Here is a 26,537-nt window from a genome sequence, read left to right as displayed (position 1 = left end):
GTGACCCCAGCCGGCCACCACCGAGGAGAACCATGTTCCTGACCTACCTCAGGCGCGAACTCACGAACCGCAAGAAGCAGACGGTCATCATCGCGATCGGGATGGCCCTGGCCATCGCCCTCGTGGTGATCGTGTCGTCGATCTCGGGTGGCGTGCAGGCAGCGCAGTCGAGCGTCCTGCAGTCCGTGTACGGCGTCGGCACCGACATCACCGTCACCAAGACCGCGACGGCGTCGACGAACGGCGGGCGTCCGAGCTTCGACTTCGGCAGCCAGGGCGACAGCGACGACGACAGCGGCTCGACCGACCTGTCGCAGTCGCGGCTCGCGGTCGCCCGCGGCACGAGCACCCTGAACGCCGCGAACCTGTCCACGATCACGAGCACCGACGGTGTGAAGGCCGCGACCGGTGTGTTGACCCTCGAGAACAGCACGTTCTCCGGCCAGGTCCAGCAGCAGTCGACCGACGACAGCAGCACGGACAGCAGCAGCGACTCCAGCAGCGACAGCACCACCCAGCAGGGCCCGCCGAGCGGGGACACCGGCGGTGGCGGCGGGTTCGGCGGTGGGTCGTTCAGCGTCGACTCGTTCACGGTGACCGGCATCCCGGTGTCCGGCGCGACGGTCGGTCCGCTCACGAGCACCGAGCTCACGAAGGGGCGCACCTTCGCCGCGAAGGACGCGGGCAAGGACGTCGTCGTGCTCGATGCGTCGTACGCGAAGAGCGAGTCCAAGGCGGTCGGCGACACGGTCGACATCGGCGGCACCGACTTCACCGTCATCGGCATCGTGAGCTCCACCGGCTCGGCCTCGACCACGGGCTCGAACACCTACATCCCGCTCGACACCGCGCAGGCGCTGGCGGACCTCGACGGCAAGGTCACCTCCATCTACGTCTCCGCCGAGTCCTCGTCCGACGTCAGCACGATCAAGTCCGCACTGCAGGCGAAGCTGACGAGCGCCACCGTCTCCACCGAGGCCGACCTGGCCTCGAGCGTGTCCGGGTCGCTCAGCACCGCCTCGAGCCTGGTCTCGAACCTCGGCAAGTGGCTGTCGATCGTCGTGCTCGCCGCGGCGTTCCTCATCGCGATCCTCTTCACGATCTCCGGCGTGACCCGCCGCACCCGTGAGTTCGGGACCCTCAAGGCGATCGGCTGGTCGAACGGCCGCATCACCCGACAGGTGGCCGGCGAGTCCCTGGTGCAGGGCCTGATCGGCGGCGTGCTCGGCGCCGCGGCCGGCCTGATCGGCATCCTCGTCGTGAACGTCATCAGTCCGACGATCTCGGCGAGCGCCTCGAGCACGACCGGCGGGGGTGCCGGTGGCGGTGGCGGCATGCCCGGCGGCGCAGCGACCGCGGCCGCGGGCAGCGGCACGACGGGCGGCGCACCGGCCGGGGGCTTCGGCGGTGGCGCGAGCACCGCGTCGACGACCGACGTGGTCCTGCACGCCCCGGTGACCGTCGAGATCATCCTGCTGGCGATCGGCCTCGCGATCCTCGGCGGCCTCATCGCCGGCGCGCTCGGCGGCTGGCGTGCGAGCCGGCTCCGCCCGGCCGAGGCGCTCCGGAGCGTGGCCTGATGCCCGGCCGCACCGACACGACCGAACCGACGACAGGAGCAACCGTGACCAGCACCGACACCGCGACCGGCGAGGCGGAGGCGAGCCGTGCCTCCAGTCCGATGTACCGGCTGACGAACGTCAGCAAGACCTACCAGCAGAAGAACCGGACCGTCACCGCCCTGACGAACGTCCACCTGACGATCCCGCAGGGGCAGCTCGTGGCCGTGCAGGGGCCGACCGGCGGCGGGAAGTCGACGCTGCTGCAGATGCTCGGGGCACTCGACCGGCCGAGTGCCGGGTCGATCGACCTCGGTGGCGACCGCGACGTGGCGAAGCTCGGCGACGGCGCGCTGACCGACCTGCGGGCGACCGAGATCGGCTTCGTGTTCCAGAGCTTCAACCTGATCCCGACGCTGACGGCGCTCGAGAACGTCGAGACGGCGTTCGCGGGGTCGCTCGCGAACCGGTCGCGGAGCGAGGTCCGCGAGCGTGCGGTCGCCGCGCTCCGCGAGGTCGGACTGGGTGAGCGGATGGAGCATCTGCCGGCCGAGCTGTCCGGCGGACAGCAGCAGCGCGTGGCGATCGCCCGGGCGCTGGTGAAGAACCCGAGCGTGCTGCTCGCCGACGAGCCGACGGGTGCGCTCGACGAGTCGACCCGCGACGAGATCATGGCGCTCATCGAGAAGCAGTGGCGGGAGCGCGGGCTGACCGTCGTCATCGTCACGCACGACTCGTGGGTCGCGAAGCGTGCCGAGCGGCGCCTGCACATCAAGCAGGGGCAGGTGCGCGAGGTCTAGCGGGGCGGGCGCAGGCGCGCGGGCGGGCGCGGGGCGTGCGGCGGGCGTCCGATCGCGTTTCGCGCTCAGCGACAGTCCACGCCTACAGGAGCGCGTGGACTGTCGCTCAGCGCGTGAGGACGCCGCCGGGCCCCGCCACCGGTGCCGCTCCCGCTACCCCGCCACGGGGTAGTCGCAGTACGCGAACCACGTCGAGTCCGGGGCCCACGGCGGCACGTTGACCGTCCCCTGCCCGCCGTCGAGTGCCACCAGGGTCTCCGGCTGGACCGCGATCCGGGCGCCGCGGACGAGCGACCCCGGCAGCAGTCGGAGCTCGACGCGGTGGTCGGCCGGGTGGCCCTGCACGCCGGGTTCGTACGACAGGTAGAGCAGGTGTGCGGCGTCCGGGGACAGGTGCGGGAACCAGTTCACCCGGTCGTCGTTCGTCAGGCGGACGGGGCTGTCGTGCCCGGGCCAGCGCACGGCCAGCTGGGCGGTGCCGGGGGTGAACCGCTCGGTGTTCCAGAGCAGGATCCCGCCGGCCGGACTGATGGTGCAGCCGTCGTCGGGGTGCTCGTCCCGCGTGACGAACGTCGGCTCGCCGGTCTCCGGGTCGACCATCGCGACGTCAGTCGTCCAGACGCCGTCCTCGGACAGCTCCCCCACGATCGCGGCGAGGGCGCTGCCGTCGGGGGCGATGCCGTGCAGGTAGAACTTCCGCTTGGTGGGCAGAGCCGCTGCGACGTCGGTGATCCGGGTAGCGGGACCACCCTCGGGCAGCGGAACGCGGTACAGCTCGCCGTCGCGGGCACTCACCACGATGGAGCTGCCGGACGGGTCGAGCACGTGGTCGTTGTTGATCTCGTCGACGCCGTCCATCGGCACCGGCACGAGCGCCGTCTCGTCGAGCACGGTGCTGGTGCCGCTGTCGCCCGACGGCAGCCGCAGCAGCCAGAGGTCGCCGTCGCCGTTGAGCACCAGGGTCTCGGCGTCCAGGACGTTCGGCGCCTCGACGAGCACCGTGGCCGACTCGAACACGAGCCGCGAGGTGCGGGACTCGACGTCGTACACGTGCACGCGGCTGGTCTGTCCGGGCAGCAGCTGCCGCCCGCGGGTCTCGTCGCTCATGGTCCCATCCTGTCGGTCGTCGGGTGGCCGGGTCGTCGGGGTCGGTGGGGAACAGCAGAACACCGGTGTCCACGCTGCGCACCGCGTGATGCGGGGGCGTCGAGCGTGAACACCGGTGTCTTGCGGAAGGCCTCCGCCTACTTCACGGCACCGGCGGTCAGGCCGGCGACGAACTGGCGCTGGACCACGAGGAACGCGGCCACCACCGGGATCGACACGACGAGCGACGCCGCCATGACCTGGTTCCAGTACACGTTCGTCTGCGTCGAGTACTGCTGCAGACCGACCGCCAGGGTCGAACCGAGGCCGTTCGTCATGACCGAGGCGAAGAGGACCTCACCCCAGGCCGTCATGAACGAGTAGATCCCGACCGCCACCAGACCCGGACGGGCCGACGGCAGGATGACCCGGAACAGGGCACCCATCGGACCCGAACCGTCGACCATCGCGGCCTCGTCGAGTTCGCGCGGGATGGTCTCGAAGTACCCGGCCAGCATCCAGATCGAGAACGGGAGCGTGAACGTCAGGTACGTGATGATCAGACCGAGCCACGACCCGACGAGCTGGATGCCCAGGGTGTTGCCGAGGTTCGTGAAGATCAGGAACAGCGGCAGCAGGAACAGCACGCCGGGGAACATCTGCGTGGAGAGCACCGCGGTGGTGAAGGTGCTCTTGCCCTTGAAGTTCCAGCGCGAGACACCGTAGGCGGCGAACGTCGCGATGATCAGCGAGAACACCGTCGCCACCGTGCAGACCACGAGCGAGTTGATGAAGTACCGGCCGAGCGGCACCGTCGACCACATGTCGATGAACGGCTGGAAGGTGATCCGCGACGGGATCCACGTGAAGTTGTCCTGCACGTCGCCGAGGGGCTTGATGGCCGTGGTGATCATCACGTAGAGCGGCACGACCGTGAACAGCGTCAGGACGACCAGGGTGATGATCTTGAAGGACTTGGCGCCAGTTGTCTCACGCACGGACGGACCTCCGGTTGGTCACGGCGAGGTAGATGCCGGTGACGACGAGCAGGAAGAGCAGGAGCAGGACGCTCATCGCGGCACCGGAACCGAAGTTCCAGGTGATGAACGACGCGTTGTAGATGTGGAAGCTCAGCAGGTCCGCGGCGGGTGGCTGCGCGGTCGAGCCGAACAGCACGAACGGCGTGTTGAAGTCGTTGAACGTCCACAGGAACATCACGAGCACGAGCGTCACGTTGACGGGGCGGACCATCGGCAGCGTGATCGAGCGCCACTGGCGGAACGGCTTGGCACCGTCGACCGAGGCGGCCTCGTACACGTCGTTCGGCACCGACTGCAGGCCGGCCATGAGCATCAGGAACGCGAACGGCCAGGTCTTCCAGATCGCCACGACGACGACGGCCACGAACGCGTTGTTGCCGATGAGCCAGAACGGGGCGTTGCCGCCGAACAGCCCGAGTTGGTCGACGAGCAGGTGGTTCAGGGCCCCCGAGTCCCGCTGGAACATGAACTTCCAGGTGATGACGCCGGCGTACATCGGCAGCGCGTAGGGCACGAGGAACAGGGTGCGGAAGAGCCCGCGTCCGGCGAACGGCTTCTGCAGCGCGACGGCTGCGGCCATGCCGAAGGTCCAGGAGAGCCCGACCACGAGGACCGTGAAAGCGCACGTGATGAGGAACGAGTTGAGGACCCCGCGGCCGATCGCCTGGTCGAAGTCGACGACGACCTGGTAGTTCCGGAACCCGGCGAAGGGCGCGGCACCCCAGTTCGCGATGAAGTACTTGGTGAGCTGGATGAACGAGATCCAGATGCCGGTGAGCATCGGGACGATGTGGATGAGCAGCTCGAACAGGATGGCCGGCGCGACGAGCGCGTAGGGCAGCCAGTGGGTCTTGCGCTTGCGACCTGGCGGACGGCCCGACATCGTCGGGGCCTTCGTGTGCGTCAGGTCGATGCGCTCCGAGTCGGGCAGGACCGTCGTGGACATCTGGTGGGGCCTTTCGGCAGGAGGGGCGTGCAGGTGCGGTCCGCGCGGCCGTGGCAGCGGCCGGGAGGCGCGGGGTGCGTGGGGCGTCAGCCGCACGGCCGACGGGTGGTCGGCTCCGGGGCGTGTGCCTCACGGCCGACGGGTGGTCGGCCCTGGAACGTCAGGGGCTGAAGGCCCGGGCGCGTCCGTCGGACGCGACCCGGGCCTCCAGGGTGGATCAACCGGCGGCCTGGGACACCTGGTCCTGGGCGGTCTGCAGTGCCGACTTGATGTCGGCCTCGGAGACCGTGGAACCGGTCGCGATCTTGGCGAACATGTCGTTCATCGCCTTGCCGACCGTGGACTCGAACTGGTCCTCGGCGGGCACCAGCGGGAGCGGCTTCGCCTTGTTGTTGTAGATGTCGAGGAACGTCTTCGTCTGCTCGTCCGTGACGGAGTCAGCAGCCTCGGCGAGCACCGGCAGAGCCGAGTACGGCTTGTCCAGCGTCGTCTGCGTGTCCATGCTCGTCATGTACTTGACGAACTTGAGCGCGCCGTCCTTGTTCTTGGTGTTCTTGAACACCGACAGGTTGATGCCGGCCGGGAACGAGGCGATCTGCTCGCCACCGCTCGGGGCGGGCAGCGCCACGACGCCGTACTCGGACGACTTCATGCCGAGGGACTCGATGGTCGCGTTCGCGTTGTTCTGGTTGAGGATGAACGCGGCCTTCTTCTTCGCGAAGTCCGTGGTGGACTGCGTCGCGTTGTCGTACTGCGCGTTCGACAGGTTGGCGACCTTCGAGTCCTGCATCAGGTCGAGGTAGCGCTTGATGCCGTCGACGTTGGCCTTCGAGGTGAAGGTCGGCTTGCCGTCCTTGTCGAACCACTCGCCACCGTTCTGCGCCGAGTTGATGAACGCGAAGTGCGAGTTCTCGGTGTACGAACCGCCCGCGAGGCTGAAGCCGTAGGTGTCACCCTTGGTCAGCTTCTCGGCGTCGGAGACCATCTCCTCCCACGTGGTGGGCGGGGTGATGCCGGCGTCCGACAGCATCTTCTTGTTGTAGTACAGGCCGTAGGCGAGGCCGTAGAGCGGGACGCTCGTGACCGTCTTGTCGGGCGCGCCACCGGTGGACAGGGCGACCTTGCCGAACTTGTCCTCGCCGCCGATCGCCTTCATCTCGGCGTCACCGAACTCCTGGAAGGCGCCGGTGGCCTGGAGCGAGGTCGCCCAGGTGTTGCCGATGTTGACGACGTCCGGGCCCTGGCCCGAGGTGACGGCGGTCTGGATCTTGTTCTGCAGGTCGTTCCAGCCGATGACCTGGAGGTCGACCTTGATCCCGGTCTCCTTGGTGAACTTCTTGAGGACGGGGGTCAGCACCTCCTTGTCGTTCTGCAGGGACGTGCCCTGGTTGGACGCCCAGTAGGTGAGCGTCTTGGAGTCGCCGGAGTCGCCGGACGATCCGGAGGAGCAGGCTGCGAGGCCGGACACGGTGAGTGCGGCGGCCGCGGTGATGGCCAGTGCGCGGATGGCAGTGCGCATGACTCTCTACTTTCTCGTCGTTGAGATGGTGCAGGGGATGGTGCAGAGGTGGAGCTGGTGCTGCGGATGGTGCTGGTCGGGTGCTGCTGTGGGTTGCGGGCAGCGCCCTGGCGGTCAGGCCAGGGTGCGTTCCGCGGGGTCCCAGCCCTCGGGGAGGGTCGGGGAGGGCGACACGGTGCTCTCGACGAGCACCGCCTCGCCACGTTCTGCCGCCTCGGCGATGGAGACCATCACGTCGAGGACGTGGAAGGCGAGCGCACCGGGGACGCGGTTCTCGTCGCCGGCCCGCAGCGAGCGGGCCAGGTCGACCACGCCGGTGCCGCGCGAGTAGGTGGAGCCGACCGCGGGGATCGTCTCGGGCTCCTCGGAACCGAGGGCGTACAGCTCGGTGTCGCCGTCGAAGTTGTTCGGGTCGGGGAACACGACGGTGCCGGTCTCCCCCGCGATCTCCACGAAGCCGGTGCGGCCGCGGTCGGACTCGAACGAGAAGACGCTCTGCGCGCTCCCGCCGTTCTCGAACTCGATCAGCGCGGAGTGGTTCGTCGGGACGTCCACCGGGAACTCGGTGCCGGCCTTCGGCCCGGAGCCGATGGTGCGGGTGGCGCGGGACTTCGACGCGGTGGCCGTGACCTTCTTCACCGGTCCGAACGCCTGGACGAGGGTGGTGATGTAGTACGGGCCGATGTCGAACAGCGGACCGGCGCCGTACGCGAAGAGGAACTCGGGGCTCGGGTGCCACGACTCGGGTCCGGGGCTCTGGAAGAGCGTCAGGCCGTTCAGCGGCGTGCCGATGCGGCCGTCGCGGATGGTGCGGAGCGCGGTCTGCAGGCCGGCGCCGAGGAACGTGTCCGGGGCGACGCTGACGGTCTTGCCCGCGGCGGCCGCGGCGTCGCGGAGCTCCGCGGCGCTGGCACGGTCGAGGGCGTAGGGCTTCTCGCCCCAGACGTGCTTGCCTGCGGCCAGGGCCCGCAGCGCGACCTCGACGTGGGCGGCCGGGATCGTCAGGTTCACGACGATCTCGATGTCGTCGTCGGCCAGGAGCTCCTCGACGGTGCCCGATCCGGGGACGCCCCACTTCTCGGCCTGGGCGGCGGCGCGCGGCAGGTCGATGTCGGCGATGAAGCGGACCGTCACGTCGGGGAAGACGGTGAGGTTCGACAGGTACTGGTCCGAGATGACCCCGGCGCCGATGACACCGACGCCGACGGGGCCGGTGCGGGTGGTGCTGTCGGTCGCCGTCGCAGCGGCGGTCGTGGTGTCGGTCATGCGCGGGCCCCCTCGAGGAACGTGTAGGAGTCGGCGACGGCCTGGAAGACGTCACCCTCGTGGTCGTCGAGCTCGACGACGTGCAGTGCGTCGGGCGCCGCGGCGATGATGTCGCGGATCGGCATGATGCCGTTGCCGACGGCGACCTGCTGCTTGTCGTCGTGCGAGCCGTCGCCGTCCTTGACGTGCAGGAACTGGACCTTGTCGCCGTACTTGCCGATGACCGCGACCGGGTCGTCCCCGCCGACCTGCACCCAGTAGGTGTCGAGCTCGAGCACGACGTCGTCGGACAGGGCGTCGGCGAAGACCTCGTAGGCGCTGACGCCGTCGATGCGGTTCGAGAACTCGAACGCGTGGTTGTGGTAGCCGAGCACCAGACCGTGGTCGGCGGCGCGCGGGGCGAGGGCGCTGAGTTCGCGGGCGATCGCCTCGACGTCCTCGCGGGTGGTCCAGCGGGACTCGTCGATGTGCGGGTCGATGAGGGTCCCGAAGCCGAGGGTGGTGGAGGCGTGGAAGATGCGCTCGAGGTCCTGCTCGCCGGCGTCCAGCAGACGGGCGTGGCCGCTCGGGGCGGCGAGGCCGGCGTCGCGGAGGGCGGCGGCGAGATCGTCGGCGTTGTCGACGAAGCCGAAGGCCTCGACGTTCGTGTAGCCGATGTCGGCGATGCGCTGCAGGGTGCCGGGCAGATCGGCACTGAGGGCATCGCGGACCGTGTAGAGCTGGACCGAGAGCGGTTGGGTCACCAGGGGTTCTCCTCGTCGAGATGGTGCGGTCGTCACTGACCGATCGTCACACTACGAGCACTTTTGTCGGCGGTCAAGCAGAAGTCCGAGGAATGTCGACGGACTTCATTGCGTGGCGCGAACGATGTGTGCTTCACTCCCCACATGGTCGACTTGAACCGGACGGCAGCGTCGCCTCCGGTCGGGACGAGCGAGCTCTTCCAGATCCTCCGCGACGGCGTGCCGCGCACCAGGGCCGAGCTCGCCGCACTGACAGGACTCGCACGCTCCACCATCGGCGTGCGCCTCGACTCCCTGATCGACATCGGGCTGGTCGGCGCGGTGGACACCGCTGTCTCCACCGGGGGCCGTCCGCCAGCACAGGTGGCGCTGAAGCCCCGCGCCCGGCTCGTGATCGCCGCCGACCTCGGCGCCTCGCACGGTCGTGTCGCCGTCACCGACCTCGTCGCGGCACCGCTCGCCACCCGCGAGGCCCGGATCGACATCGCCGCCGGTCCGGTGCCGACGCTGTCCTGGCTCGTCGAGACGATCGACGACCTGCTCGCCGAGGTCGGGCGCAGCCGACAGGACGTCATCGCGATCGGCATCGGCGTCCCCGGGCCGGTGGAGTTCTCCACCGGCCGCCCGGCCAACCCGCCGATCATGCCCGGTTGGGACGGCTTCGACGTGCCCTCGTGGCTCCGTCAGCACATCGCCGCCCACGTCCTGCTCGACAACGACGTCAACATCGCGGCCCTCGGTGAGCGGGAGCACGGCTGGCCGGACGTCGACCACCTGCTGTTCGTGAAGGTCGCCACCGGCATCGGGTCCGGCATCGTCTCCGAGGGCCGGCTGCAGCGCGGCGCCCAGGGCACCGCGGGTGACATCGGCCACGTGCGGGTCTCCCGCGCCGGCGACGTCCCCTGCCACTGCGGCAACACCGGCTGCCTGGAGGCCGTGGCCTCCGGTCCGGCCATCGCCCGCGCACTCCGCGCGAAGGGGCACGACGCGCACACGGGTGCGGACGTGATCGACCTGGTGAACCGGTCGGACCTCGACGCGATCTACGCCGTGCGACAGGCCGGTCGGGACATCGGCGAGGTCCTGGCGACGTGCATCTCGCTCATCAACCCGTCCGTCATCGCACTCGGCGGATCGATCACGCAGGCCGGTGAGCACCTGCTCGCCGGCGTCCGCGAGGTCGTCTACTCCCGCTCGATGCCCCTGGCCAGTGAGCACCTCGTCATCGTGCAGTCCCGCGCCGGGTCCCTCGCCGCGCTGCAGGGAGCCGCCGCCCTCGCCATCGGTTACGCCCTCTCCCCCGCCGGGGTCGACGAGCTGGTCGCCTTCGCCGAGGGGCGCGAACTCGTCTCCTGACGCACACCCGCGGTCGCGTGAGCGCGTCGGTTTCGGTCTTGCCGGTGGTCGGGGGGACAATCGTCGGGTGACGATCGTGCAGCCCACCCTGTGGGGCGACCTGGACCCCGGTCTGGAGGCGCATCCCGCCCCCGGTACGCCGGTCCCGGCTGCGCGTGATGCGTTCACCGCCCTGCGTGGCCACACCGAGCGCATCGTCGCGCACTCCTCGGACCGCGTCGCCTGGCTCCGCGCCCGCGCCATGGGCATCACCGCCACCGACGTCGCCCGGCTCGCCTCACTGCGCGCCGTCGAGGCCGTCGTCACCGAGAAGCGCTACGGCTCCCGGTTCTCCGGCAACGCGTTCACCGAGCACGGAAAGGACCGCGAACCGGTCATCGCCGCCTGGGTGGCCGCCACCCACGGCATCCAGCCCTCGGCGCACCTGTTCCACGCCGCTGCGAACCGCGCCCACCTCGCCACCCCGGACGGCGTCGGGGTCGACGAGTCGTCCCGCGTGGTGCTCGCCGAGATCAAGACCACCGGCAAGGCCTGGCGGAGCATCCCCCGGCACTACCTGCGGCAGATCTGGTGGCAGCAGTACGTGCTCGGTGCCGACCGCACCCTGTTCGTCTGGGAACGCCACGACGGGTTCGTGCCGGTCGCCGACGAACCCGAATGCCGCTGGGTCGACCGCGACGACGACCAGATCCGTGGGCTGGTGCAGCTCGCCGACCTGGTGCTCGACAAGCTCCGCGGTTTCCGCTCCTAGAGCGTCTGCCGGACCGCCACCGGCTAGACCTTCACCAGCCGCAGCCGGCTCATCCCCACGACGAGGATGCCGAGCAACGTGATCGAGACCGCGATCCCGACCACGTAGATCGCGACGACGCCGTAGCCCTGCGCCGGATCGAGGAACGGGTACGGCACCCACCCGTCGGTCGCGCCGCGGACGAGCACGACGGTGGTCCAGGCGGCCGGGTACAGCAGGAACCACCACACGTGCCGGAGCAGCAGCCGTGCGCGGTCCGAGAACAGCAGCCAGTCGAGCACCGCGTACACCGGGATGATCTTGTGCACGATGTCGTTCGACCACGGCACCGAGGCCGACACGTTCGCGCCCGTGAGCAGTGTGTTGTAGACGATGCCCGTCGTCGCGATGTACACCGTCGCGGCGCCACGGAGCACCGAGACGGCGAGGTCCGCCCGCTTGCGACGGGCCGCGGCGACGAGCGTCACCGCGAGGGCCACGGCGATGATCAGGTTCGACTGGATGGTGAAGTAGCCGAAGAAGTTCCAGAACGAGTAGGTCGGGGTCTGCGAGCTCTCGAGCCACTGCGCCACGACCGCGACGACGATGGCGATGACGGCGATCAGTCGGAGCGAGTTCACGAGGGTGCGCACGGCTCCACGCTATCGGGACACGCGCCCCACATGCGGAAAGGACCCGCACCGTTGCCGGTGCGGGTCCTTCCACGAGTCAGTGGACTCAGATGCTGTTGACGTCCAGCGGGATGCCGGGTCCGAAGGTCGTCGAGACGGCGCCCTTCATGACGTAACGGCCCTTCGAGGACGACGGCTTGAGGCGGTTGATCTCCTCGAGCGCGGTCGAGATGTTCTCGTCGAGCTGCTCCGGCGTGAACGAGGCCTTGCCGACGACGAAGTGCACGTTGGCGTGCTTGTCGACGCGGAACTCGATCTTGCCGCCCTTGATGTCGTTGACGGCCTGCGCCACGTTCGGGGTCACGGTGCCGGTCTTCGGGTTCGGCATGAGGCCACGCGGGCCGAGCACCTTACCGAGACGACCGACCTTGCCCATGAGCTCCGGGGTCGAGACGGCGGAGTCGAACGAGGTGTAGCCCTCGGCGACCTTCGCGATGAGCTCGTCGCCACCGACCTCGTCGGCACCGGCGGCGATGGCGGCCTCAGCAGCCGCACCCGTCGCGAAGACGATGACGCGGGCGGTCTTGCCCGTGCCGTGCGGCAGGATGACCGTGCCACGGACCATCTGGTCGGCCTTGCGGGGGTCCACGCCGAGCTTCAGCGCGACCTCGACCGTGGAGTCGGTCTTCGAGGAACCGGTCTCCTTGGCCAGGGCGACGGCCTCGGTCGGGGTATAGAACTTGTCGGCCTCGATCTTCGCGGCCGCGGCCTGGTAGGCCTTGGACTTCTTCGCCATGGTGGTCTCCTTGCGAGATACGTGGTTGGCGAGCCGGCGAGGCTCTCCCACGGAAAGGTGTCTGGTGGTGGGCCGGAGCCCGATCGGTGCTTAGGCCTCGACCGTGATGCCCATCGAGCGTGCGGTGCCGGCGATGATCTTCGCGGCCTGCTCGATGTCGTTGGCGTTCAGGTCGGCCTGCTTGGTCTCGGCGATCTGACGGACCTGGTCCATCGAGATCTTCGCGACCTTGACCGTGTGCGGGGTCGAGGACCCCTTCTGCACACCAGCAGCCTTCTTGATGAGCTCAGCGGCCGGCGGGGTCTTCAGGACGAACGTGAACGAACGGTCCTCGTAGACGGTGATCTCGACCGGCACGACGTTGCCACGCTGCGACTCGGTCGCCGCGTTGTACGCCTTGCAGAACTCCATGATGTTGACGCCGTGCTGACCGAGCGCCGGACCGATCGGGGGGGCCGGGTTGGCGGCTCCCGCGTTGATCTGCAGCTTGATCAGGCCCGTGACCTTCTTCTTCGGTGCCATGACTTGTCTTCCTCCTGGAATCGAACACACGGGGATCCGTGCACTCTCCCGCTGGTCCGGCCGTTCCGGACAGCGGTGAAGGCCCGCTCGCACGAGGCGCGCGGGCCCAAACCCGTTCAGTGTAGTCGATCTCGGTGATCGCTACAGCTGGGTGGTCGTTAGAGCTTGGTGACCTGGTCGAAGCTGAGCTCGACCGGGGTCTCGCGCTCGAACAGCGAGACGAGGACGGTGAGCTTGCCGCTCTCCGGCTTGATCTCGGAGATCGAACCCGGCAGGCCCGCGAACGAGCCTTCCTTGATGGTGATCGTCTCGCCGATCTCGAAGTCGACCTCGGCTGCGGGCTGTGCCTGCAGGCCGCTGCCCTTCGCGCCACCCTTGGTCGGGGCAGCCTCGGCGACCTGGACCAGGGACTTGAGCATGCCGAACGCCTCGTCGAAACGGAGCGGCGTCGGGTTGTGCGCGTTGCCGACGAAGCCGGTGACGCCCGGGGTGTGCCGGACGACGGACCACGAGTCCTCGTTGAGGTCCATGCGGACGAGCACGTACGAGGGGATCCGGACGCGGGTGACCAGCTTGCGCTGCCCGTTCTTGATCTCGACGACGTCCTCCATCGGGACCTCGACCTGGTAGATGTAGTCCTCCATCGACATCGAGACCATGCGGTTCTCGATGTTCGACTTCACGCGGCGCTCGAAGCCCGCGTAGGAGTGGATGACGTACCACTTACCCGGCTTCATCCGCAGCTCGGCCTTGAAGGCCTCGTACGGGTCGACCTCGGCGGGCTCGTCGTCCTCGTCCTCGGCGTCGAGTGCCTCGTCCGCGGCGAGCGTCTCGTTCGCCTCTGCGGCGGTCTCGGACTCGAGCTCGACTTCTTCCTCGTCCTCGACTGCCTCGACGGCGGCCTCGGCCTCGTCGGTGGAGTCGATCTCGAGGGCGTCGTCCACGACGGCGTCGGCCTCGGGGTCGCGGGCTTCCTGCAGGGCCGTCAGTGCTTCGTCGAGGCCGGCGTCGACGGTGCCGTCGTCGGGCTCGGAACTGAGGCCGAGGGACTCGTCGTCGTCGCCCTCGATCGAGATCGCACGCTCTTCAGCGGACTCGACGGAGCGTCCTTCGCCGGTCTCGACGTCGCCTTCCTGGTTCTCCTCGACCTCGGAGGACTGCTCGGCAGCCGTCGCGAGGTCGATGTCATCGCGGGAGTTGTCAGACACAGTCGATTCTTTCCGTTCGGTGGTTCGGGTCGGGGTGGCGTTCGTTCATGGTCACGAGCGACGCCGTCACGATCGACGCCGTCTCGGGCGACCGTACTCCTCGGAACGACCGCACACGGCAGTCGACGTCGGGGTCAGGCCGTGGGCCCGTTGCCGAAGACGTACCCGACGCCGAGACCGAACACGAAGTCGAGGATCGACACCAGGATCATCATGACGACGACGAACACGAGCACGACGCCCGTGTAGCTGAAGAGTTCCTTGCGAGTCGGCGTCACGACCTTGCGCAGTTCGCCGATCACCTGGCGGATGAAGAGCACGATGGCAGCGATGGGCCCGCGGCGCTCGGCCCGGTCCTGCTTCGCCTTGGCGACGACGTCGTCCGCCGTCGTCTCCATGTCTTTGCTCGCCAACTTCTACCCTTCCAGAGTTGCAGGGCGGACAGGACTCGAACCTGCAACCTGCGGTTTTGGAGACCGCTGCTCTACCAATTGAGCCACCGCCCTTCGGACACGGTTCGTCACCGATCCGCGTTCCGGTGGACGAGTCTACGGGAGTCCGTCACACGGTGTCCACTTGGCCCCTTCCACGGCGTGCCGCGCCGGTAGGCTGGGCCCGTGAGCACCGCAGCCCCAGGCCCCGAGTCCACCGCCCACGTGTCCGTCGACACCCTCGCCACCGCGCCGGCCGATCGTCCGCGCATCGCGTCCCGCATCGCGGCCATCGCCGAGTCCGCGACGCTCAAGGTCGACGCGAAGGCCAAGGCACTCAAGGCCGCCGGCCGTCCGGTGATCTCGTTCGCCGCCGGCGAGCCCGACTTCGCGACCCCGCAGCACGTGGTCGACGCGGCCGTCGCTGCCGCGCAGGACCCGAAGAACCACCGCTACACGCCCGCGACCGGCCTGCCCGAACTCAAGCAGGCCATCGCCGACAAGACCGCCCGGGTGTCCGGCGTCACCGTCGACCCGTCGCAGGTCATCGTCACGAACGGTGGCAAGCAGGCGGTCTACCAGGCGTTCCAGACCATCGTCGACGCCGGTGACGAGGTCCTGCTGCCCGCGCCGTACTGGACCACCTACCCCGAGGCCATCCGGTTGGCCGGCGGCGAGCCCGTCGAGGTCTTCGCCGGCAGCGACCAGGACTACCTGGTGACCGTCGAGCAGCTCGAGGCCGCCCGCACCCCGGCGACCAAGGCGCTGCTGTTCTGCTCGCCGTCGAACCCCACGGGCGCCGTGTACTCCGCCGAGCAGACCCGGGCGATCGGCGAGTGGGCGCTCGAGCACGGCATCTGGGTGATCAGCGACGAGATCTACCAGGACCTGGTGTACGACGGGGTCCGCTTCGCCGGCATCCTGGCCGAGGTCCCCGCCCTCGCCGACACCACGATCCTGGTGAACGGCGTCGCGAAGACCTACGCGATGACCGGCTGGCGCGTCGGGTGGTTCATCGGCCCGGCCGACGCCGTCAAGGCCGCGTCGAACCTGCAGTCGCACCTGTCGTCGAACGTCTCGAACGTGTCGCAGCGCGCCGCGATCGCCGCCCTCACCGGTCCGCAGGAGCCCGTCGCCGCCATGCGCGAGGCCTTCGACCGCCGGCGGAAGGCCATCGTGGACGGCCTCAACGCGATCCCGGGCTTCCGCACGCCGACCCCGCAGGGCGCCTTCTACGTCTACCCGGACGTCACCGCACTGCTCGGTCGCGAGTGGGCCGGCACCACCCCGACGACCACGCTCGAACTGGCCGACCTGATCCTCGAGCACGCCGAGATCGCGGTCGTGCCGGGTGAGGCCTTCGGCCCCTCCGGCTACCTGCGCCTGTCGTACGCCCTGGGCGACGACGACATCGCCGAGGGCGTCGCCCGGCTGGCGGAGTTCTTCGCGTAGAGCTCGGGAGTGCAGAACGGGCCACCTCGTCGAGGTGGCCCGTTCTGCGTGCCGGGAGGCCCGTGGTGCGTCGTGCTCGTCCGTCCCGTCGCGCGGACGATCAGCCGAGCAGGTCCCCCACCACGACGGGTTCCGGGACGAGCGAGACACCGAAGCGGTTCAGCACGGTCACCTGCACGAACCGTGCAAGCTCGGCCACCTGCGCCGCCGTCGCCCCGCCGCGGTTCGTGAGCGCGAGGGTGTGCTTGGACGAGATCGCGGCGCGGGAGCCCGGCACCGCGTACCCGCGGTGCACGCCGGCGTGCTCGATGAGCCACGCGGCACTGAGCTTGACGTCGTCGCCCGCGGGCCAGCGAGGCGCATCCGTCGGCAGGGTCTCTGCGAACGCCGGCGAGACGATCGGGTTCGTGAAGAACGACCCTGCGCTCCAGGTGTCGTGGTCGTCCCCGTCGAGCACCATGCCCTTCGAGCCGCGCAGCCGCAGGACCTCGTCACGGACGGTCGTGGGCGGCACGAGCGCACCGAGCTCGACCCCGAGCGAACCGGCGAGCTGCGCGTACCGCACGGGCACACCGCGCTCACCCGCGAGCCCGAGTCGGAACTCGACCGTCAGCACGACACCGCGCCGACCGTGCTTGAGGGTCGACGTTCGGTAGCCGAGCGCCAGCTCGGCTGCGGGGACCCACGCGCGCTCCCCCGTGGCTGCATCGAGGAACTCGACGCGGGTGAGCACGTCGGCGAGCTCGACCCCGTAGGCGCCGATGTTCTGCACCGGGGACGCACCGACGGTGCCCGGGATGCCGCTGAGGGCCTCCAGGCCGGTCCAGCCGTTCGCGACGGTCGTGGCGACGAACGGGTCCCACGGCTCCCCCGCGGCGACGCGGACGGTGACACCGTCGGCGTCACGGTCGGCGTCGATGCCCGTCGTCCGGACCAGCACGACGGTGCCGTCGAAGCCCTGGTCGGCGACGAGCAGGTTGCTGCCGCCGCCGAGGACGAGCCACTCGTGGTCGTCGAAGGCGTCGAGCGCTTGGGCGACGAGCTCGTCGGTCGTCTCCGCCGTGAGCAGCCGGGTGGCGGCCCCGCCGACGCGGAGCGTCGTCAGGTCGGCCAGCACCGGCTCGGACACGGTCAGCGGAACACCACCGTGACCTGCGCCTTGCCGAGCACGGTCTGCCCGGCGGCGGTCACGGTGAGGTCGATGCGCTTCGGCCGGCCGTCCTCGTCGACGGTGGCGACCTTCGCGACGATGCCGACGGTGGCACCCTGCTCCGGGTCGACGACGACGGGGCGCGTGAAGCGGACGCCGTAGCCCGCGACCCAGCCGCTGTCGCCGAGCCACTCGGCGACCGGCTGCACGGCGATGCCCATCGTGAGCATGCCGTGGGCGAGCACACCCGGCAGGCCGACCGAGGCGGCGACGTCGTCGCGGTAGTGGATCGGGTTGAAGTCGCCCGAGGCGCCGGCGTACCGGACGAGCGAGTCGCGCGTGATGTGCACGTCGCGCTCGGCGACGACGGTGCCGACCTCGAGCGCGGTGGCGGGTGCGGCGGTCATGCGTCGTCTCCTCGGACCACGAGGGTGGAGGTCGCCGTGACGACGTGCTCCCCCTCGGCGTCGTTCATGGTGCTCTGGGCGGTGACCATCGCGTTGCCGCCGAGGGTCTTCACGCTGGTGACCGTCAGGGTGGCGGTGAGCTCGTCACCGGCGACGATCGGCCGGTCGTAGGTGAAGGACTGCTCGCCGTGGACGACGCGGGAGAAGTCGATGCCGGCGTCGGGCTCGTTCAGGAGCTGCGCGAGCGTGGCCTCCTGCACGACGACGGCGAACGTCGGGGGTGCGACCACGTCGGCGTACCCGGCGGCACGTGCGGCGTCCGGATCGTGGTGGACCGGGTTGGTCGCGAAGACCGCACGCGAGAACTCGCGCACCTTCTCGCGGCCGACCAGGTAGGGCTGGGCCGGCGGGAACGTCCTGCCGACGAGCTCGGGGTTCACTGACACCACGGCAGTCTACCGAGGCCCGTCCGGGGGCCGGTGATCCATGAGAACGCATCAGCTAGACTGTCTGAGACCGATTCGGGGGAATCGGGGCGTGCCGTTCGGCACGGGTTCGTTCGGGACGGGGAGGGCCGATGGACACCACGACGGAGTTCGCCGTGCACACGGGAGACCGGTGCACCGCCATGGAGGTCGCGGCCGCTGCGCTGCGCCGCACGGGCCACCACGTCGAGTCGACGGGTGGCACGATGACCGCGACGGCGGGCAGCCGGACGCTCACCATCCTGCTCGGTGCGCTCGTCCAGCCGGCCCGGGAGTACCGCCGGTACGAGCTGTCGACCGTCGTGGACGGTGCCACCACCACGATCACCCTGCGCCGAGCCGGGCACGGGACGGCCGTGTCCGGCGGCAGCATCGGGGCGAACCGTCGTCGCGCCGCATGGCAACAGGTCACCGCCGCGGTCGAGGACGCGTTCCGTGCCGCCGGGGTGCTCGCGACGCGGACGGACACGGGCTCCCACCGCACGCAGTAGGCGGCCGGACGCCTCCCGGCGGGTGGCCGCGCGGCGCACCGCCACGGGAGCGGTCACCGTGGACCCGGTCAGCCATCTAGGTTGGGCCCGGGGCCCCGGAAAGGAACCGCCATGAGCATGGAGAGCGCAGCCTGGAGCTCGCTGTACAAGATCTCGTCCGCGCAGGGCGGCAAGCACGGGTTCTCCCGCGCGTCCGTCCGGCGGATCCTGACGTTCGCGGTGCCGTACCGGGCGAAGCTGCTGGTCTTCATCGGTCTCTCCGTCGTCGGCGCCTTCCTCGCGGTCGCGACGCCGGTCCTCGCCGGTCAGGTGGTCGACGTCATCGTCGCCCGCGGTGAGGTCTCGACGATCGTCCGGTTGGCCGTGGTCATCGCCCTGGTGGCCGTGGCCGACGCCGCCGTGTCGTTGACCACGCGCTGGTACTCGGCACGGATCGGCGAGGGCGTGATCCTGGACCTCCGCACCGCTGTCTTCGACCACGTGCAGAAGATGCCGATCGCGTTCTTCACCCGCACCCGGACCGGTGCGCTCGTGAGCCGCCTCAACAACGACGTGATCGGCGCCCAGCAGGCCTTCAGCGGCACGCTGTCCGGCGTGGTCACGAACCTCGTGGCGCTGGTCCTCACCCTGATCGTCATGCTCAGCACCTCGTGGCTCGTGACGGTGCTCGCCGTCGTCATGCTCCCGGTGTTCCTGGTCCCCGCGCGCCGGATGGGCAGCCGCCTCGCCGCACTGCGTCGCGAGGCCGCCGACCACAACTCCGCGATGAGCACCCAGATGACCGAGCGCTTCTCGGCACCCGGCGCCACCCTCGTCAAGCTGTTCGGCCGGCCCGACGAAGAGGCCGAGGAGTTCCGCGTGCGCGCCGCCCGGGTCCGCGACATCGGTGTCCGGACCGCGATGCTGCAGTTCGTCTTCTTCACCGCGCTGATGCTCGTCTCCGCGCTCGCCCTCGCGCTGGTCTACGGGCTCGGCGGCTTCCTCGCGCTCGCCGGCCGCCTGGACACCGGTGAGGTCGTCACCCTGGCGCTCCTGCTCACCCGGCTGTACGCCCCGCTGACGAGCCTGGCGAACGCCCGGGTCGAGATCATGAGCGCCGTGGTCAGCTTCGAGCGCGTCTTCGAGGTACTCGACCTCGAACCACTCATCCAGGAGCAGCCCGACGCGGTCACCATCCCCGACGGCCCGGTCTCCGTCGAGTTCGACGACGTCCGGTTCGCCTACCCGTCCGCCGACAAGGTTTCCCTCGCCTCGCTCGAGGAAGTCGCGACGCTCGACACCCGTGGCGGCGAGGAGGTGCTGCACGGCCTGTCCTTCCGGATCGAACCGGGGCAGACCGTCGCCCTGGTCGGCTCGTCCGGAGCCGGCAAGTCCACGGTCGCGCAGCTGCTCTCGCGCCTGTACGACGTCGACAGCGGCGCCGTGCGTCTGGCCGGCACGGACGTCCGCGACGTCACGTTCGCCTCGATGCGGCACACCCTCGGCATGGTGACGCAGGACGGTCACCTGTTCCACGAGACCATCCGCTCCAACCTGCGGTTCGCGCGGCCCGAAGCGACCGAGGACGAGGTGTGGGACGCCGTCCGCCGTGCGCGGCTCGAGCCGCTCATCCGGTCCCTCCCCGACCAGCTGGACACCATGGTGGGTGAACGCGGCTACCGGCTCTCCGGGGGCGAGCGCCAGCGGATGACGATCGCCCGGCTCCTGCTCGCCCAGCCGCGCGTCGTCATCCTCGACGAGGCGACGGCGGCGCTCGACTCGACGTCCGAGGCAGCGGTGCAGGCAGCACTCGGCGAGGCGCTCGAGGGACGGACGGCGATGGTGATCGCGCACCGGCTCTCGACGATCCGCAGCGCGGACGTGATCCTCGTGGTCGAGGACGGCTCGATCGTGGAGCGGGGCACGCACGACGAACTGCTGGCCGCGGGTGGCCGGTACGAGGAGCTGCACCGCACCCAGTTCGCCGCGCAGGAGAACGTCGCGGCCGACGTGCCGGCGGCGGACTGAACGCGCGGCGGGTGGTCCCAGCGGTCGAAGTGGGGCCGGCAACAGAGAAGGCCCCCTGACCCAGGGATCCTGGACGAGAGGGCCTTGCGTGTAGCGAGGGCGGGACTTGAACCCGCGACCCCACGATTATGAGTCGTGTGCTCTAACCAACTGAGCTACCCCGCCAGAGATCCGGAGCGGCACGCGCACCGGGTCGGAGCCCCGAGTCAGGATTGAACTGACGACCCCCTCCTTACCATGGAGGTGCTCTACCACTGAGCTATCGGGGCGATGTGCCGCGAACGGCACCACACGAGGATAGCAGACCTCCGACGCTGCTCCGGAACCGGACGAGACGCCCGGGCGTGCCGCGTCGTGGGCCGCTAGTTCGCGTTGGTCTTGAGCCACGCCAGCGGGTCCACCGGGACCCCGTCGACGTGCACCTCGAGGTGCAGGTGCGGGCCCGTGGAGTTGCCCGTGCTGCCGACGAGACCGAGGATGTCGCCGACCTCGACGTGCTGGCCGGTGACCACCTTGAAGGAGTTGTCCTCCATGTGGCCGTAGACGCTGACGAACTGCTTGCCGTCCACGTCGTGCTCGACCCAGACGTCGTTGCCGAAGCCGCCGTCGTTCGCCTGCACCTTGATGACGGTGCCGGCGGCGATGACGCCGATCGGGGTGCCCTCGCCCGGGGCGAAGTCGACGCCCATGTGGTTCGTCGAGCAGAACGAGCACCCGGCGACCTGGCGTCCGCCGAAGCCCGAGGTGATCGGGACACCCGTCAGGAACGGCCACTGGATCGTGCCGGTCGGGTCGTTCGTGAAGCTGGAGGAGTCGACGTTCGCGTACTGCGTGGCGTCCGAGACCGTGAACTGGTCGCGCGCGGTCGACCCGTCAGCAGCGGCACCGACCTGCATCGACTGGGTGGCACCCGAGCTGGCGCGGGCCGCGGTCGAGCCGGACTCGGGCACCCAGAGCGCCTGGGCCGGCAGCGAGGTCGAGACGACCAGGCCGGCCGCGAAGAGCAGGGCGCCGACCGCGGTCACACGGGAGGCCGACCGGCGGAACGACGCACCACGCTTCGGGGCCGGTGCGCTGGCGGGGGTGCTGGAACGGATGTGGCGGGTCGCCCGGTCGACCGGGGCCTTCGGTGCCGGACGGCTGGTGCGACGACGCGACGCGGGGACCTGCCCGGCCACCCGACGCGGCTGCGACACCGACGGGGCGGGAGCAGCCGGCTGCGCGTGCACGACGGGCGAGGTGGGGGCCGGCGGCGTCACGATGCGGGAGGCCGGGCGCACGGGCGACGCCGGTGCGAGGTCGATCGGCGACACGGGGGCCGCGGGGGTTCCCGGCGTGGCCGCACCGATCACGTCGTCGAAGCTCGGACCCGTCGAGTCCTGCGCCACGACCGCACCCCTTGCAGCTGCTCGCTCTGCCTCGATCCGAGCGCGTCGGGTCTGGTGGACGACCGGGGTGGCGGCGTCGACGGAACCGTCGGTGGGAGCGGACGACAGAGGAGTACGGGGCATGCGTGCGGTGGCGATCCTGATCGGAGAAGGGCTCACTCGTTGGTAACGAGCAGGTAACGGGACCTGAGCACGCTAGCAGGAGACGTCGCAGGTCGCCAGTCGTGGTCATGTCCTCCCGGCACCCCCAGACCTGGGGTTCGGCGCGTCCTCAGGCCCGCACGGCTCCGAGTGCACCGGCCTCGAGCCCACGCACGAGGGCCTCGAGCTCGTCGGCGACGGCGGGGCTCGCGAACAGGAAGGAGCGGGTCCCCCCGGCCTCCCAGATGCGGATCGCCGCGCCGGCCTCCTGCGCGACGAGGGCCCCGCCCGCCATGTCCCACGGGTTGATCCCGCGCTCGTAGTACGCGTCCACCACGCCCGCCCCGACGGCGCAGCAGTCGAGCGACGCCGCTCCCCCGCGGCGGATGTCCCGCACCTCGCCGATGAGCCCGGCGAGCACCGCGACCTGCTCGCGGCGACGGTCGGCCGTGTACCCGAACCCGGTGGCGACGAGCGTCTCGGCGAGCGAACCAGGCGTGGCGACGGACAACGGTTCCCCGTCACGGGTCGCACCCTGGCCGACCGCCGCCCGGAAGACGGTGCCCGTCGCCGGCGCCACGACGACGCCCGCGATCGACTCCCAGGTCATCGGGTCGGGTGCTCCACGCACGACGCCGATGCTCACGCCGTACTCGGCGCTGCCGTACAGGTAGTTGACCGTGCCGTCGATCGGGTCCACCACCCAGGTGATGCCCGAGGCGCCGGAGGCCGACCCGGACTCCTCACCGTGGAAGGCGTCGTCCGGTCGGGCCTCGGCGATGCGGGCGCGGATGAGTGCCTCGACCTCACGGTCGGCGGCCGTGACCACGTCGACGATGCTCGACTTCCGGTCCGCGACCTCGACCCCCTCGGCGCGGCGCCGTGCGGCCAGCGCCGCTGCATCACGGGCGATCGACTCGGCGAGGTCGGCGAACTGGGACGGGGTGAGGTCGGATGCCATGCACCCATCCTCCCGGAAACACCACCGGCCCCGTCCGCAGTGGACGGGGCCGATCAGATGGTGGCAAGTGAGGGATTCGAACCCCCGAAGGCTACGCCGGCTGATTTACAGTCAGATCCCTTTGGCCGCTTGGGTAACTTGCCATGCGCACCCAGCCGGTGTGATCACCAACCGAAGGCGCGCACAAAAGCATAGCGGATGGCTGACGGTGGTCGTGACCACCGCGAGCCGATCCGCGCGAGCGGAACCGCGCCTCCTGTCCGCCGTTAGGCTGTTCCGCATGGCAGACAGTTCCTTCGACGTGGTCAGCAAGGTCGACAAGATGGAGGCGGAGAACGCCCTCAACCAGGCGGCCAAGGAGATCGAGCAGCGGTACGACTTCAAGGGCGCCGACGCCTCGGTCGCGTTCAGCGGCGAGGACGTCCTCATCAAGGCGAACTCGGAAGAGCGCGCCAAGGCCGTCCTCGACGTGCTGCAGAGCAAGGCGATCAAGCGGAACATCAGCCTGAAGAGCCTCGACGCCGGCGACCCGTACCCCTCGGGCAAGGAGTACCGCATCGAGGTGAAGTTCAAGAACGGCATCGAGCAGGACGTGGCGAAGAAGATCGGCGCGTTCCTGCGGGCCAACGCCCCGAAGACGGTGAAGAGCCAGATCCAGGGCGACGAGCTCCGCGTCTCGTCGAAGAGCCGTGACGACCTGCAGAACACGATCCAGCTCCTCAAGGGTGAAGAGTTCGACGTCCCGTTGCAGTTCATCAACTTCCGCTGACCAGCGGCCCCTGCGAACGACACCCGACACCGGCACCCCGTGGAGCACTGGCTCAGCGTCGTCATCACCGTCCTGCTCGTCCTGCTGGACCTGGCGATCCGCGTCTTCTCGATCATCTACGTCCCGATCAACCGGAAGCCGCAGACCGCGACGGCGTGGCTGCTCGCGATCTTCCTCATCCCCTACATCGGCTTCATCGTCTTCCTGGTCATCGGGTCGACGAAGCTCCCCCGCGCCCGTCGCGAGAAGCAGACCGAGATCAACGCGTACATCCTCGAGCAGACCGAGGGCATCGAGCGGGTCCGCCGTGACCACCCGTGGCCCGCGTGGCTCGAGAGCGTCACGCGGCTGAACCGCGAACTCGGTGCGATGCCGTTGGTCGGTGGCAACTCCGCGGAGCTCTACCCCGACTCCGAGGAGTCCATCGCCGAGATGACCCGGGCGATCGACCAGTCCCGCCGGTTCGTGCACGTCGAGTTCTACATCGCGACCCTCGACGACACCACGCGCCCGTTCTTCGAGGCACTCGCGCGGGCGCAGGCACGGGGCGTCACCGTGCGGTTCCTGCTCGACCACTGGGCGAGCCGCGGCTACCCGGGCTACAAGGACACCCTGTCGTTCATGGACCAGGCGGGCATCGAGTGGCACCTGATGCTGCCCCTCCTGCCGCTGCAGGGGAAGTTCCAGCGCCCCGACCTCCGCAACCACCGGAAGATCATGGTGATCGACGGCTCGGTCGCGTTCACCGGCTCGCAGAACCTGATCGACGCGTCCTACGACATCAAGTCCCACGTCGAGAAGGGCATGGTCTACAAGGACCTGTTCGCCCGGTTCGAGGGACCGGTCGTCGCGGGGCTCAACGCCCTGTTCGTCACGGACTGGTACAGCGAGACCGACGAGCTGCTGCTGCGCGAGAGCGACCCCGTCCAGCGGGCCGACCGCGGCGACGCGCTCGACTGCCAGGTGGTGCCGTCCGGCCCGGGCTTCGACGGCGAGAACAACCTGCGCCTGTTCAACGCGCTGCTCTACTCGGCGCAGCAGAAGGTCTCGATCACGTCGCCGTACTTCGTGCCGGACGACTCGATGCTCTACGCCATCACCACGACGGCGCAGCGCGGGGTCGACGTCGAGCTGTTCGTCGGCGAGATGGGCGACCACGCCATGACGTGGCACGCACAGCGCTCGTACTACGAGGGACTGCTCCGCGCCGGTGTGCGGATCTGGCTGTACCGTGCGCCGACGATCCTGCACGCGAAGCACTTCACCATCGACGACGAGGTGTCGGTGATCGGGTCGAGCAACATGGACATGCGCTCGTTCAGCCTGAACCTCGAGGTCTCCGTGATGGTGCGCGGTCACCGCTTCGTGGACGCCCTGCGCGAGGTGCAGGAAGCGTACAAGGAGCACAGCGTCGAGCTCACGCTCGACGCGTGGGTCGACCGTCCGCGCCGGTCCAAGGTGCTCGACAACGTCGCGCGGCTCACGGCGGCGCTGCAGTAGCCGTCTGGAGGCCCGGTGCGGGTCCGCCAGGTGCGCTCAGCGCATCGGGACGAGGGATGCCAGGGCCCCGACCACCCGCTCGAGCGGGCCGCGGCCGAGGAACCGCCGCCACAGCATCGCGAAGACCACCGAGCCGAGGGCGAACCAGCCCCAGGCCTCGGCCGACTCGGGGTACGTCGGCAGCATCGCGATGACCACGAGGTGCCCCGAGTACACCGTCAGCGGCATCGACCCCACGGCCGCCAGGGGGAACGCGATCCGCTCGGCGACGCGCCCGCGGCCGTCGAACACGAGCAGGCAGAGGGCGATGACGGCGACCGCCACCCCGGCCGTCCCGACCACGTCGACGACCGACGACGAGTGGTCGCGCGGGGACAGGAACAGCTGCGCGAGAGCCTGGCCGGGTGTCGAGGCCTCGCCCGCGGACGGGACCCCGGGGAATGCCAGGGCCGCGTCGTCGGGCAGCGGGGCGAGGACGGACCCGGCGACGTACGCGGTGGCGGCGACCAGTGCGCCGGACGCCAGGAGCAGGACCTGCCGGCCCCGTTCCTCCAGACCGGCCCGGGCGACCACGAGCCCCACCAGGACGTACGCCAGGAAGGTGACCACGGGGTAGACCAGGCCGAGCTGGACGCCGATCATGCCGGCGTCCGCGTAGGCCGGCGCGATCGTCATCGCGGCGAGCGGCGACAGCACCGCGCAGAGCGCGGCGATGCCGAGCAGCGCCGCCGGTCGGACGCGGAGCACCGGGACCACCAGCAGGAACAGCACCCCGTAGGTCGGCAGGATCACGTACACGGGGGTGTCGAGCGCCATCAGGGCGAACCCGATGACGACGACCACCACGGCGCGGATCGCGAGCCGGGCACGGATGCGGCCGATGGTGGGCGGGCCGGGCGGGTCGGTGCGGCCGCTCGTCAGACCGATCGAGACGCCGGCGAGGACCGCGAACAGCGTGGACGGGCGCCCGTGGGCGACGGCGGTCCAGGTGGCCGGGTCGGTCCAGTCGAGCTGCTCCGCGATGCCACCGATGTGTGCGGCCATCATGCCGAGCAGCGCGACCGCACGGGCCACGTCGACGCCCTGCAGCCGCATCCCCGACGCGGCCGCGCCCCGCACCGCTGTGGGCGGGACGGGGCGCGTGTCGGTCAT

At 69.9% G+C, this 26,537-nt stretch carries 26 protein-coding genes and 4 tRNA genes; 9 read left to right on the top strand and 21 right to left on the bottom strand.

Annotation, left to right across the window (positions count from 1 at the left end; translation table 11 throughout):
• The first annotated feature begins 32 nt into the window (after positions 1-32).
• Positions 33-1,580, top strand: coding sequence for an ABC transporter permease (locus tag QRN49_RS09070; RefSeq protein ID WP_071406327.1), 1,548 nt, complete (start codon positions 33-35; stop codon positions 1,578-1,580).
• 101 nt (positions 1,581-1,681) lie between these two features.
• Entirely contained in the window at positions 1,682-2,359 is a 678-nt protein-coding gene (locus QRN49_RS09065) for an ABC transporter ATP-binding protein (protein ID WP_284755266.1), read from the top strand.
• Positions 2,360-2,512: 153 nt separating this feature from the next.
• Here QRN49_RS09065 and QRN49_RS09060 read toward each other — a convergent pair whose 3' ends face one another.
• From QRN49_RS09060 to QRN49_RS09035, 6 genes are all read right to left on the bottom strand, one after another.
• A complete protein-coding gene (locus tag QRN49_RS09060) occupies positions 2,513-3,466 on the bottom strand; it encodes a TolB family protein (protein WP_284755214.1) in 954 nt (317 codons plus the stop codon).
• A 137-nt stretch (positions 3,467-3,603) separates the two neighbouring features.
• Positions 3,604-4,443 carry a carbohydrate ABC transporter permease gene (locus QRN49_RS09055; RefSeq protein ID WP_017888647.1) on the bottom strand — a complete coding sequence of 280 codons (840 nt, stop codon included), beginning with the start codon at positions 4,441-4,443 and terminating at the stop codon, positions 3,604-3,606.
• Positions 4,436-5,431, bottom strand: coding sequence for a carbohydrate ABC transporter permease (locus tag QRN49_RS09050; RefSeq protein ID WP_017888646.1), 996 nt, complete (start codon positions 5,429-5,431; stop codon positions 4,436-4,438). The genes QRN49_RS09055 and QRN49_RS09050 overlap by 8 nt, the downstream gene beginning before the upstream one ends.
• Positions 5,432-5,648: 217 nt before the next feature.
• Positions 5,649-6,950 carry an ABC transporter substrate-binding protein gene (locus QRN49_RS09045; RefSeq protein WP_262133406.1) on the bottom strand — a complete coding sequence of 434 codons (1,302 nt, stop codon included), beginning with the start codon at positions 6,948-6,950 and terminating at the stop codon, positions 5,649-5,651.
• A 114-nt stretch (positions 6,951-7,064) separates the two neighbouring features.
• A complete protein-coding gene (locus QRN49_RS09040) occupies positions 7,065-8,216 on the bottom strand; it encodes a Gfo/Idh/MocA family protein (RefSeq protein ID WP_284755207.1) in 1,152 nt (383 codons plus the stop codon).
• A complete protein-coding gene (locus QRN49_RS09035; RefSeq protein WP_284755205.1) occupies positions 8,213-8,959 on the bottom strand; it encodes a sugar phosphate isomerase/epimerase family protein in 747 nt (248 codons plus the stop codon). Before QRN49_RS09035 ends, QRN49_RS09040 begins: the two co-directional genes overlap by 4 nt.
• 144 nt (positions 8,960-9,103) lie before the next feature.
• On the opposite strand from QRN49_RS09035, the gene QRN49_RS09030 reads away from it, so the two are divergent.
• Both QRN49_RS09030 and QRN49_RS09025 read left to right on the top strand, forming a co-directional pair.
• Positions 9,104-10,315, top strand: a complete 1,212-nt coding sequence (locus QRN49_RS09030; RefSeq protein ID WP_027466368.1) for an ROK family transcriptional regulator — start codon at positions 9,104-9,106, stop codon at positions 10,313-10,315.
• 67 nt (positions 10,316-10,382) lie between these two features.
• Complete coding sequence (locus tag QRN49_RS09025; protein WP_071406321.1) at positions 10,383-11,066, top strand: YqaJ viral recombinase family protein; 684 nt, start codon at positions 10,383-10,385, stop codon at positions 11,064-11,066.
• Between the two features lie 23 nt (positions 11,067-11,089).
• Here the strand turns inward: QRN49_RS09025 and QRN49_RS09020 are convergent, their stop codons facing one another.
• The 6 genes from QRN49_RS09020 to QRN49_RS08995 form a co-directional block, all read right to left on the bottom strand.
• Complete coding sequence (locus QRN49_RS09020) at positions 11,090-11,698, bottom strand: Pr6Pr family membrane protein (RefSeq protein ID WP_284755202.1); 609 nt, start codon at positions 11,696-11,698, stop codon at positions 11,090-11,092.
• Between the two features lie 85 nt (positions 11,699-11,783).
• Positions 11,784-12,473, bottom strand: a complete 690-nt coding sequence (rplA, locus tag QRN49_RS09015; RefSeq protein WP_017888639.1) for a 50S ribosomal protein L1 — start codon at positions 12,471-12,473, stop codon at positions 11,784-11,786.
• A gap of 90 nt (positions 12,474-12,563) precedes the next feature.
• Positions 12,564-12,995, bottom strand: coding sequence for a 50S ribosomal protein L11 (gene rplK, locus QRN49_RS09010; RefSeq protein ID WP_017888638.1), 432 nt, complete (start codon positions 12,993-12,995; stop codon positions 12,564-12,566).
• A 158-nt stretch (positions 12,996-13,153) separates the two neighbouring features.
• Positions 13,154-14,203, bottom strand: coding sequence for a transcription termination/antitermination protein NusG (gene nusG, locus QRN49_RS09005; protein ID WP_071406319.1), 1,050 nt, complete (start codon positions 14,201-14,203; stop codon positions 13,154-13,156).
• A gap of 134 nt (positions 14,204-14,337) precedes the next feature.
• Complete coding sequence (gene secE / locus QRN49_RS09000) at positions 14,338-14,601, bottom strand: preprotein translocase subunit SecE (protein ID WP_371830607.1); 264 nt, start codon at positions 14,599-14,601, stop codon at positions 14,338-14,340.
• Between the two features lie 35 nt (positions 14,602-14,636).
• Positions 14,637-14,709: transfer RNA gene (locus QRN49_RS08995), tRNA-Trp, on the bottom strand.
• 150 nt (positions 14,710-14,859) lie between these two features.
• Here QRN49_RS08995 and QRN49_RS08990 point away from each other — a divergent pair.
• Positions 14,860-16,086 carry a pyridoxal phosphate-dependent aminotransferase gene (locus tag QRN49_RS08990; protein WP_284755263.1) on the top strand — a complete coding sequence of 409 codons (1,227 nt, stop codon included), beginning with the start codon at positions 14,860-14,862 and terminating at the stop codon, positions 16,084-16,086.
• A gap of 100 nt (positions 16,087-16,186) precedes the next feature.
• On the opposite strand, the gene QRN49_RS08985 is transcribed toward QRN49_RS08990, so the two are convergent.
• From QRN49_RS08985 to QRN49_RS08975, 3 genes are read right to left on the bottom strand one after another with little or no spacing between them, the layout of a single operon-like run.
• Entirely contained in the window at positions 16,187-17,215 is a 1,029-nt protein-coding gene (locus QRN49_RS08985; protein ID WP_209082264.1) for a UDP-N-acetylmuramate dehydrogenase, read from the bottom strand.
• A 2-nt stretch (positions 17,216-17,217) separates the two neighbouring features.
• Positions 17,218-17,643, bottom strand: a complete 426-nt coding sequence (locus QRN49_RS08980; protein WP_152376585.1) for a MaoC/PaaZ C-terminal domain-containing protein — start codon at positions 17,641-17,643, stop codon at positions 17,218-17,220.
• On the bottom strand, positions 17,640-18,089 hold the full coding sequence (locus QRN49_RS08975) for an FAS1-like dehydratase domain-containing protein (protein ID WP_082047026.1): 450 nt from the start codon (positions 18,087-18,089) through the stop codon (positions 17,640-17,642). Before QRN49_RS08975 ends, QRN49_RS08980 begins: the two co-directional genes overlap by 4 nt.
• 131 nt (positions 18,090-18,220) lie before the next feature.
• On the opposite strand from QRN49_RS08975, the gene QRN49_RS08970 reads away from it, so the two are divergent.
• Positions 18,221-18,619, top strand: coding sequence for a hypothetical protein (locus QRN49_RS08970; RefSeq protein ID WP_071406316.1), 399 nt, complete (start codon positions 18,221-18,223; stop codon positions 18,617-18,619).
• Between the two features lie 111 nt (positions 18,620-18,730).
• Complete coding sequence (locus QRN49_RS08965) at positions 18,731-20,626, top strand: ABC transporter ATP-binding protein (RefSeq protein ID WP_209082263.1); 1,896 nt, start codon at positions 18,731-18,733, stop codon at positions 20,624-20,626.
• A gap of 91 nt (positions 20,627-20,717) precedes the next feature.
• Here QRN49_RS08965 and QRN49_RS08960 read toward each other — a convergent pair.
• The 5 genes from QRN49_RS08960 to QRN49_RS08940 form a co-directional block, all read right to left on the bottom strand.
• Positions 20,718-20,791, bottom strand: a tRNA-Met gene (locus QRN49_RS08960).
• A gap of 32 nt (positions 20,792-20,823) precedes the next feature.
• Positions 20,824-20,895 (bottom strand) — tRNA-Thr (locus QRN49_RS08955).
• Between the two features lie 93 nt (positions 20,896-20,988).
• Positions 20,989-22,137: a M23 family metallopeptidase gene (locus tag QRN49_RS08950; protein WP_260688909.1), complete on the bottom strand. Its 1,149-nt coding sequence runs from the start codon at positions 22,135-22,137 to the stop codon at positions 20,989-20,991.
• 148 nt (positions 22,138-22,285) lie between these two features.
• Positions 22,286-23,116, bottom strand: coding sequence for an inositol monophosphatase family protein (locus QRN49_RS08945; RefSeq protein ID WP_260688908.1), 831 nt, complete (start codon positions 23,114-23,116; stop codon positions 22,286-22,288).
• A gap of 58 nt (positions 23,117-23,174) precedes the next feature.
• Positions 23,175-23,259, bottom strand: a tRNA-Tyr gene (locus QRN49_RS08940).
• Between the two features lie 137 nt (positions 23,260-23,396).
• On the opposite strand from QRN49_RS08940, the gene QRN49_RS08935 reads away from it, so the two are divergent.
• Both QRN49_RS08935 and cls read left to right on the top strand, forming a co-directional pair.
• Positions 23,397-23,885, top strand: coding sequence for a YajQ family cyclic di-GMP-binding protein (locus tag QRN49_RS08935; protein ID WP_017888627.1), 489 nt, complete (start codon positions 23,397-23,399; stop codon positions 23,883-23,885).
• Between the two features lie 39 nt (positions 23,886-23,924).
• Positions 23,925-25,385, top strand: a complete 1,461-nt coding sequence (gene cls, locus QRN49_RS08930) for a cardiolipin synthase (RefSeq protein WP_209049904.1) — start codon at positions 23,925-23,927, stop codon at positions 25,383-25,385.
• Between the two features lie 36 nt (positions 25,386-25,421).
• Here the strand turns inward: cls and QRN49_RS08925 are convergent, their stop codons facing one another.
• Positions 25,422-26,537: a heparan-alpha-glucosaminide N-acetyltransferase domain-containing protein gene (locus QRN49_RS08925; protein WP_284755189.1), complete on the bottom strand. Its 1,116-nt coding sequence runs from the start codon at positions 26,535-26,537 to the stop codon at positions 25,422-25,424.

Source organism: Curtobacterium sp. ME-Dv--P-122a (genome assembly GCF_030209645.1).
Taxonomy (GTDB): Bacteria; Actinomycetota; Actinomycetes; order Actinomycetales; family Microbacteriaceae; genus Curtobacterium; species Curtobacterium flaccumfaciens.
This window is presented reverse-complemented; position numbering and strand designations above follow the sequence as displayed.